7 protein-coding genes are annotated in these 6,237 nt (G+C 56.1%); 2 read left to right on the top strand and 5 right to left on the bottom strand.

The window, feature by feature from the left end:
- Positions 1 to 141 precede the first annotated feature (141 nt).
- Entirely contained in the window at positions 142 to 897 is a 756-nt protein-coding gene (locus tag BI292_RS24325) for a DUF4239 domain-containing protein (RefSeq protein WP_101209483.1), read from the bottom strand.
- A gap of 303 nt (positions 898 to 1,200) precedes the next feature.
- Between BI292_RS24325 and BI292_RS24320 the strand changes: the two genes are divergently transcribed.
- The gene (locus tag BI292_RS24320; protein WP_101209482.1) at positions 1,201 to 1,770 is read left to right on the top strand and encodes a DJ-1/PfpI family protein; all 570 of its coding nucleotides are present in this window, start codon (positions 1,201 to 1,203) and stop codon (positions 1,768 to 1,770) included.
- A gap of 226 nt (positions 1,771 to 1,996) precedes the next feature.
- Here BI292_RS24320 and BI292_RS24315 read toward each other — a convergent pair whose 3' ends face one another.
- Both BI292_RS24315 and BI292_RS24310 read right to left on the bottom strand, forming a co-directional pair.
- Complete coding sequence (locus tag BI292_RS24315; protein WP_101209481.1) at positions 1,997 to 2,542, bottom strand: alpha/beta fold hydrolase; 546 nt, start codon at positions 2,540 to 2,542, stop codon at positions 1,997 to 1,999.
- A gap of 263 nt (positions 2,543 to 2,805) precedes the next feature.
- Positions 2,806 to 3,819 (bottom strand): AraC family transcriptional regulator, encoded by a 1,014-nt coding sequence (locus BI292_RS24310; RefSeq protein ID WP_101209480.1) that lies wholly within the window; start codon positions 3,817 to 3,819, stop codon positions 2,806 to 2,808.
- Between the two features lie 154 nt (positions 3,820 to 3,973).
- Here BI292_RS24310 and BI292_RS24305 point away from each other — a divergent pair, with 154 nt between their 5' ends.
- Positions 3,974 to 4,651, top strand: a complete 678-nt coding sequence (locus BI292_RS24305) for a glutathione S-transferase family protein (RefSeq protein ID WP_218563493.1) — start codon at positions 3,974 to 3,976, stop codon at positions 4,649 to 4,651.
- Between the two features lie 73 nt (positions 4,652 to 4,724).
- Here BI292_RS24305 and BI292_RS24300 read toward each other — a convergent pair whose 3' ends face one another.
- Positions 4,725 to 5,192, bottom strand: a complete 468-nt coding sequence (locus BI292_RS24300; RefSeq protein WP_101209479.1) for an NUDIX domain-containing protein — start codon at positions 5,190 to 5,192, stop codon at positions 4,725 to 4,727.
- 116 nt (positions 5,193 to 5,308) lie between these two features.
- Positions 5,309 to 6,205 carry a LysR family transcriptional regulator gene (locus BI292_RS24295; RefSeq protein ID WP_101209478.1) on the bottom strand — a complete coding sequence of 299 codons (897 nt, stop codon included), beginning with the start codon at positions 6,203 to 6,205 and terminating at the stop codon, positions 5,309 to 5,311.
- Between the last annotated feature and the right edge of the window lie 32 nt (positions 6,206 to 6,237).

Genomic DNA, 6,237 nt, shown 5'->3' with positions numbered 1-6,237 from the left:
GAATGGCCGGTAGCAGCCTGTCGTGACAGGCTGCTACCGGCCAGAAGCGGACGTTTGCAATCGAACGCTACCGGCCAGAAGCGGACTTCGGTTTGGTACGCCTCGAGGCCACGACTCAGAACGCCAGCGCGCTTCTTGCCTCTAGAGCTGCATGACTGCGAGCGCCCTGCGCAGGGGCTCGTCGGATATCTGGATAGGACCATGAAATGGCACGTCCATGTCCAAAACAAGGTAAACGGAAGCCGCAATGAGGAATGACGAGATGATGAACATTCCTATCACCATCGAATTACGGGGAGCGCGGTATCCAAAACTGGCGAAAATGAGCGTCAGCCAGGCAACAAGCATCCCAATAAGTGGGCCAGGAATCGCTCCCTCTGACTGCTCGACGATCCTCCAGCGTTGCTCGATGAGCGAATGATATTGCTGACGAATATCCTGAAGCATAGTTTCATGGTAGCGGTCCGGAGGCTTTATAAGAGCCAAAGACTTGCCTATATCATCCAGATACTTAGCCGCCTCGCTGTTACGATGCTGCAGCGCCTCGTCTCCCCGATACGGGGTCTCGATAGCGCGCTCTAGATAGGTGATAAGACGATTTCGCGTGTCTTGCGCCACATCGCCGTAGCTTCGCAGTGTCCGATCAAAAATGATCATGCTGGTTGCATACCCATGGAAGTTTGCGTCAATGGACTCGAAAGTGTTTTTGGCAGAGTTAATCATCAAGCCAAAGACCAGCGATGTCATAACCACAAAAATGTTGGCTACTAGACGAATTACGGAGTTGGTTTCGTCATCCCGGTGGTGGGATGCCAGCTTTGGGTACCACAGCATCATAAGAAGCGAGGCAGCAACGAGGCTCCCAAAAATGCCCAGTGCGATCCAGAGAGAATTCATACATCAGCGCTCTGATAAATTGGAGTCAAGTCTTGAAGGATAGACCGATGGATTCTCTGCGAATTCTGCTCGGCAGATCCTGCGTCTGCACTTCGGGAATGACTCCCATATTGACGTGAACGCCTGCGCTGTTCATAGGTAGATATTGGTCGAACTCTGCCGATCGTTATCGGCAACGGTTCACGACCGTCTCCTTTTGGCCGATCGCTGCCTGTTGCAAGGGGCTTCAATCGACCCAAAGCAACCCTTAATGTATGTTTGTTGTCGCCAAATGTTATTGGCATTCATGGAGGATTCTGACTGATGGCACGTGTGGGATTGATACTGACACCCGGTTTTGCGGACTGGGAATATGCTTTCATTGCTGGAACTGCGTTCCCGTTTTACGGGATCGACGTCAGGTTTTTCGCTTCTGCTACGGGTCAGTTCCAATCGCAGGGTGGATTGGCTGTAACTGTCGATAGCAGTTTGCAACAATGTCTGGACTGGAAACCGGACGTTGTTGTCGTCATTGGAGGAATGGTCTGGGAAAGTGCAGAAGCACCGGATATTCGAGGCTTTCTTCATGCTAGTCGTTCAAATGGAGCGACAATTGCCGGTATCTGTGGGGGGACGCTGGCACTTGCTAGGGCCGGGCTTCTCGACACGGTTCCTCATACCTCGAACAGCGCTGACTTCATAGAAAAGAATGCCGTAGGTTATGAAGGGCGCACGCTTTATCGAAACAGTCCGGTAGCTGTGGTTGCAGACCGCATCATAACTGCTCCAGGCCCCGCACCCGTTAGCTTCACCTGCGCAGTGTTCGAAGGTGCCGGGCTATCTTCAGAGATCATTTCTCAGTTCAGGTCAATGTTGGCAGCGGAACATCGGTGACCGCTTCGACCTACAAAACAGCTGATCAAGGTGATGTATTCGAGTGGCCGCTCTTGGCCGAAAGCAGCCATTTGCGAGCATCAGCTTTCAGCCATCAGCGCCAGTGTCGTAAACGATAGCTGCGTCGAACGCCTCGCGCAGCAACCGGGTCCCGGCCTAAACGTCGAGCACTGCGAAGCCGATCTGATCCATTCCCCTTACTCTGCTGAACATGGCGACATTCTCCTCATGGCCGCGCCAGAAAGGAGGAGATCAGCGGGTTCAACGCTGGTGCGCATTCCTCCGTGACCCAGTGACCGCATCCTTGCAGCACGTGCGCCTCAACATTGGTAGCGTAGCGGCGGATGTTTTCCGGCTGCTGGGCGCCGAATCCACCGTTACCACCGCCGCCAACGGCAAGAACGGGCATGGCTATCTTGGTTGTCGCCAACTTTTCGTTCTGGGCAATCGACTGGGGGAGCGCGCGATAATATTCAAATGCGTGGTGGAAAGTCTTGGGCTTCGAGTATGAGCGGACATAGCTGTCTATCAGCTCATCGGAGAGCGCCTCTTGGTTGCTTGCGTGGTGGCGGATGAAGTGCGTCAGGAATAACCGCTCGTTCCCCTTGACCATCGCGTCTGCCAGTTGATCCGAGGCCGCGAAGAAGCTGTGGTGCCAGCCCGGCGCCTCTCCGGTCGCGACAAATGCTGGCAGTGAATACAGCGTAGCGTCAGGAATTGTCGCTTCGATGAAAGCGGCCTTAACGATATCTTCCGGATGACGCGCGACCATCGGACAGCTATTCCAAATGCTGCGTAACAATGCTCGGCCTGTCAGCCGCTGCGCGGGAGGGATGGGACGAAGGGAGGCTGACTGGCGTCGCGCAAACCTCAGCAGCCGGACTTGGCCAATTCATTTGTCATGACCCAGCCCCAGCGAAAGCCTGAGCATGAACTGGGATCGTTGCTGCTAGCGATGCTGGAGAAGTTTGGTGCAGGGCTGCATCAGCCTGAAACGCAGAAAATGCGGACCTCATGTCCGCATTAACGCCAATGTCATGCGTCAAGCCTTGAACGACGCCACTGACTGGGTGAAACATCTTCCCACTGCCGAAAGGCCCGAAAGTAAGAATTGACGTCTTCATAACCGAGAAGATACGCCACCTCTTTGAGCTCAAGGCTCGTATCAGCCAGTAGGTGAAATCCCACTTGGCGCCTGGCCTCGTTGAGCAGTGCACTGAAGGTTGTGCCCTCGGACGCTAGTCGGCGCTGCAACGTTCGCTCGCTCTGCAATAGTTCTCCGGCGAGATGTTGCAAACTTGGCCGTCCGTTCGCCAGGGCGCGTTTGAGCACTTCAACGACCTGCTCACAGAAGCCAACCGGCGCTTCGATCGCGCGTAATGCCGCATCGAGGCCCGGGTTCATCATTTGCAGCACTTGCGAATTGTGCTCAAGAAACGGCAGCTCAATGTCAGAGGCGTTCAAGATCAACTCATCATGGGTGGCGCCGTAGCGAATGGGGCATGCGAAATAACTTGGGTGCGTATCCAGCTTTTGCTCGGGCCGTCTCAAGCTCAATGACAGAGGCTCAATGTGTTTACCGGTGCCTCGTCGACCGAGCTCCAGTACCAAGGCAAAACAAGCCTCCACTGAAAGATAGGGCGCCGGGGCCGTGCCAGAAGGCCACTGAATCGAGAATGAAACGGTGTCTTGGCGCTCGTCGATGCAAATTTTGTCGGGACTGCACAGGCGCTGCAAGCGCGATAACCGCGCAAGTCCGTCACGAAAATCAGCCGCATACAACGCAGCGAGGAACGCCATTTTGTGTTTCGCACTGGGTGTGTCGCGAACCATTTTTATCGCGAAAGCAGGGTCTGCAGAAAGCGCCTCAATGGCATCCCAGACGGCAAACAACTGATGCGTGCTGACAAAGGATTCGTTCAGGTGAAGGCCATGGGGCAGTTGAGCGTGCTGCTCAATCAACCAGGGATCCAGTCCCAGCTGCTCTATAGATTCCCAGAACACCCTGGGCAATTTACACCGCTCGGCGCTGGTGTGAAGGTACGGCATTTCTGAGCTCCGAACCGCAGAAGAGCGGCAATGCATAGTGCAACGCGCCGCTAATGGCGCGTTCGGCAAGTATTCTGGCGGGTTTTGCCCACGGGCTGAGACAACTTCGCTCTTACCATTGTCGTCAACAAACCGAGCCAAAAAGGAGCTCACGATGACAATGACGTTCTATACCAACCCCAATTCTCGCGGACGCATGGTGCGCTGGATGCTCGAAGAAATCGGCTGCGCGTATGAGACGGTGGTAATGGATTACCAGCCGACCAGTCAGGCTGACCGATGGGGTGGTGCTGCGCTGGCAGTGCCAATGGTGGCCGACGCTGATGACCTGCGCGTCAGTTTTTTTCGCGACGTCAACCCAATCGGAAAGATCCCGGCGCTGGTGCATAACGGGCAAACCATAACAGAAACCGCCGCCATCTGTGCGTACCTGGCTGACGCATTCCCCGAAGCCGGGCTGGCTCCAGTGGCGGCGGAGCGGGCCGCCTATTACCGTTGGCTGTTTTTCGCTGCGGGGCCTCTGGAGCAGGCTGTCACTAACCACCGCGCCGGTTTCAACCCAGAGCCGGATCAGGAGTTCTTCTTTGGCTACGGCAGCTATGAACGCACCGTCGATCAACTGGAACGCGCGGTGTTGGCGCAGCCGTTTATTGCTGGTGAACGCTTCACCGCTGCAGACGTTTATGTGGGTTCCCACATTGGCTGGGGGCTAGGCTTAGGCACCTTGCCGCCCAGAGCCGCGTTTCTCGCTTACGCCAAGAAGTTAATGAGCCGCGACGCCTATAAACGTGCGGTGGCGGAGGATGAAGCGTTGCTGGGTGCGACTGTCTGATACGCAAAAAAGGGGACAGATTTATTTTTAAGAAAATAAATCTGTCGCCTTTTTTGAAAGGCGTCTGAGGACCTCAAGTCGGACCTTCAGCGGACGTATCTCTACTTTGATCATGAGCCAGTACAAAACCTCGCGCAGTCAGCCTGGCAGCTAGGAATCTTAATGCTCGACGGAAGACCGGATGACAGTCGTCATACGGCAAATTATCGAGCGGAGCCCAAAAAAAGTTAAAGGTGTGGCCATGGTCGTCGAGCGTGAGATGAGCCCATTGCTCCGGCAAGGACGCATGCGTGAAACACAGCTGGAATGACCATATCTGGTCGAGATGCCCGGCGTCCCAGCAGCCCATATCGCTGACAACCGAGGCAGCGGCAATGCCTGATTCTTCGCTTAATTCGCGCAGGGCAGTTTCAGCCGGAGTTTCGCCTTTCTCGATTGTCCCTTTGACCAGTTGTACGCCCGCTACTGGATGGCGGAACAGGAGGATACGTGCACCAGGAATGCTCGAGAGGATGACGGGGCAAGCCTTGTTCGGTGACATGCGATTTCCTTATCGACAACGAAGCACACAGCTTACGACCTTATCCTCTGCGTGGGTGGCCAGATATTCTGATGTCCGCTATAGGCCGAAACCACTCACTCAAACACCTCCCCCCATCAAACCTCGACCTCTCCCGCAAAATACGGAGATTTGCCGAAATACTCGATCAACAATTCCGCAAACACCCGGATCTTCTGCGCAGGATGCTGGCCTGCCGGGCGGACTAAATAGGCACCCGCTGGCGGTGGGGGATAACGCGTCATGATCGGCACCAGTGCGCCGGATGCCACGCTGTCATACGTGAGGCAATCGGGCAGATAAGCGACCCCGAGTCCTGCGACTGCGGCGGCGACTAGCGCGATGCCGTTGTCGGCCTTGAAGCGTCCTTGCGGGCGAATGGCGATGACCTTGTCGCCATCCATGAATTGCCAGGCTTCGGTGCTTTGCATCAGGGCTTGATGGGCGATCAGCTCCTCCGGTTTCTCGGGTGAACCATGAGCCTTGATATAGCCCGGACTCGCGACCAGCTTGCCGTTGATCGGGCCGATGCGTCTTGCGATCAGGTTGGAGTCCTGCAGGTAGCCGACGCGGATCGCGCAGTCGTAACCTTCGGCGATGAGGTCAACGAAGCGATCGCTGTAGCAGGTCTGGATCTGAAGTTGCGGGTGTCGCACGGCCATTTCCGCCAGTACGGGGGCGAAGTGAGTCGGGCCAAAAGAAAGCGGCGCCGCCACTCGTAAACGACCTTGCAGCGCGCCGGCGGGCAGGATCGCTTCCCTGGCTGCTTCCATTTCTGAGCAGACCCTCGCTGCATAGTCGCGAAAGGTCGCGCCCGCCTCAGTCAGCGCCGCGCCGCGAGTCGAGCGTGTCAGCAACTGCACGCCAAGCTGCGCTTCCAACCGCACCAGCCTGCGACTGACGATTGACTTGGACACGCCCAGCCGGACTGCGGCAGGTGAAACGCCCCCGGCGTCAGCAACCTCTACGAATGTCTGAAGCTCTTCGATATCCAAACGGGCGTTCCTCATTTCGCGACACAGCCAAA

The sequence above is a fragment of the Pseudomonas sp. 43NM1 genome, from assembly GCF_002836905.1.
Lineage (GTDB): Bacteria > Pseudomonadota > Gammaproteobacteria > Pseudomonadales > Pseudomonadaceae > Aquipseudomonas > Aquipseudomonas prosekii.
The sequence above is the reverse complement of the archived record's forward strand: the minus strand, read 5'-3'. Positions and strand labels throughout refer to the sequence as shown.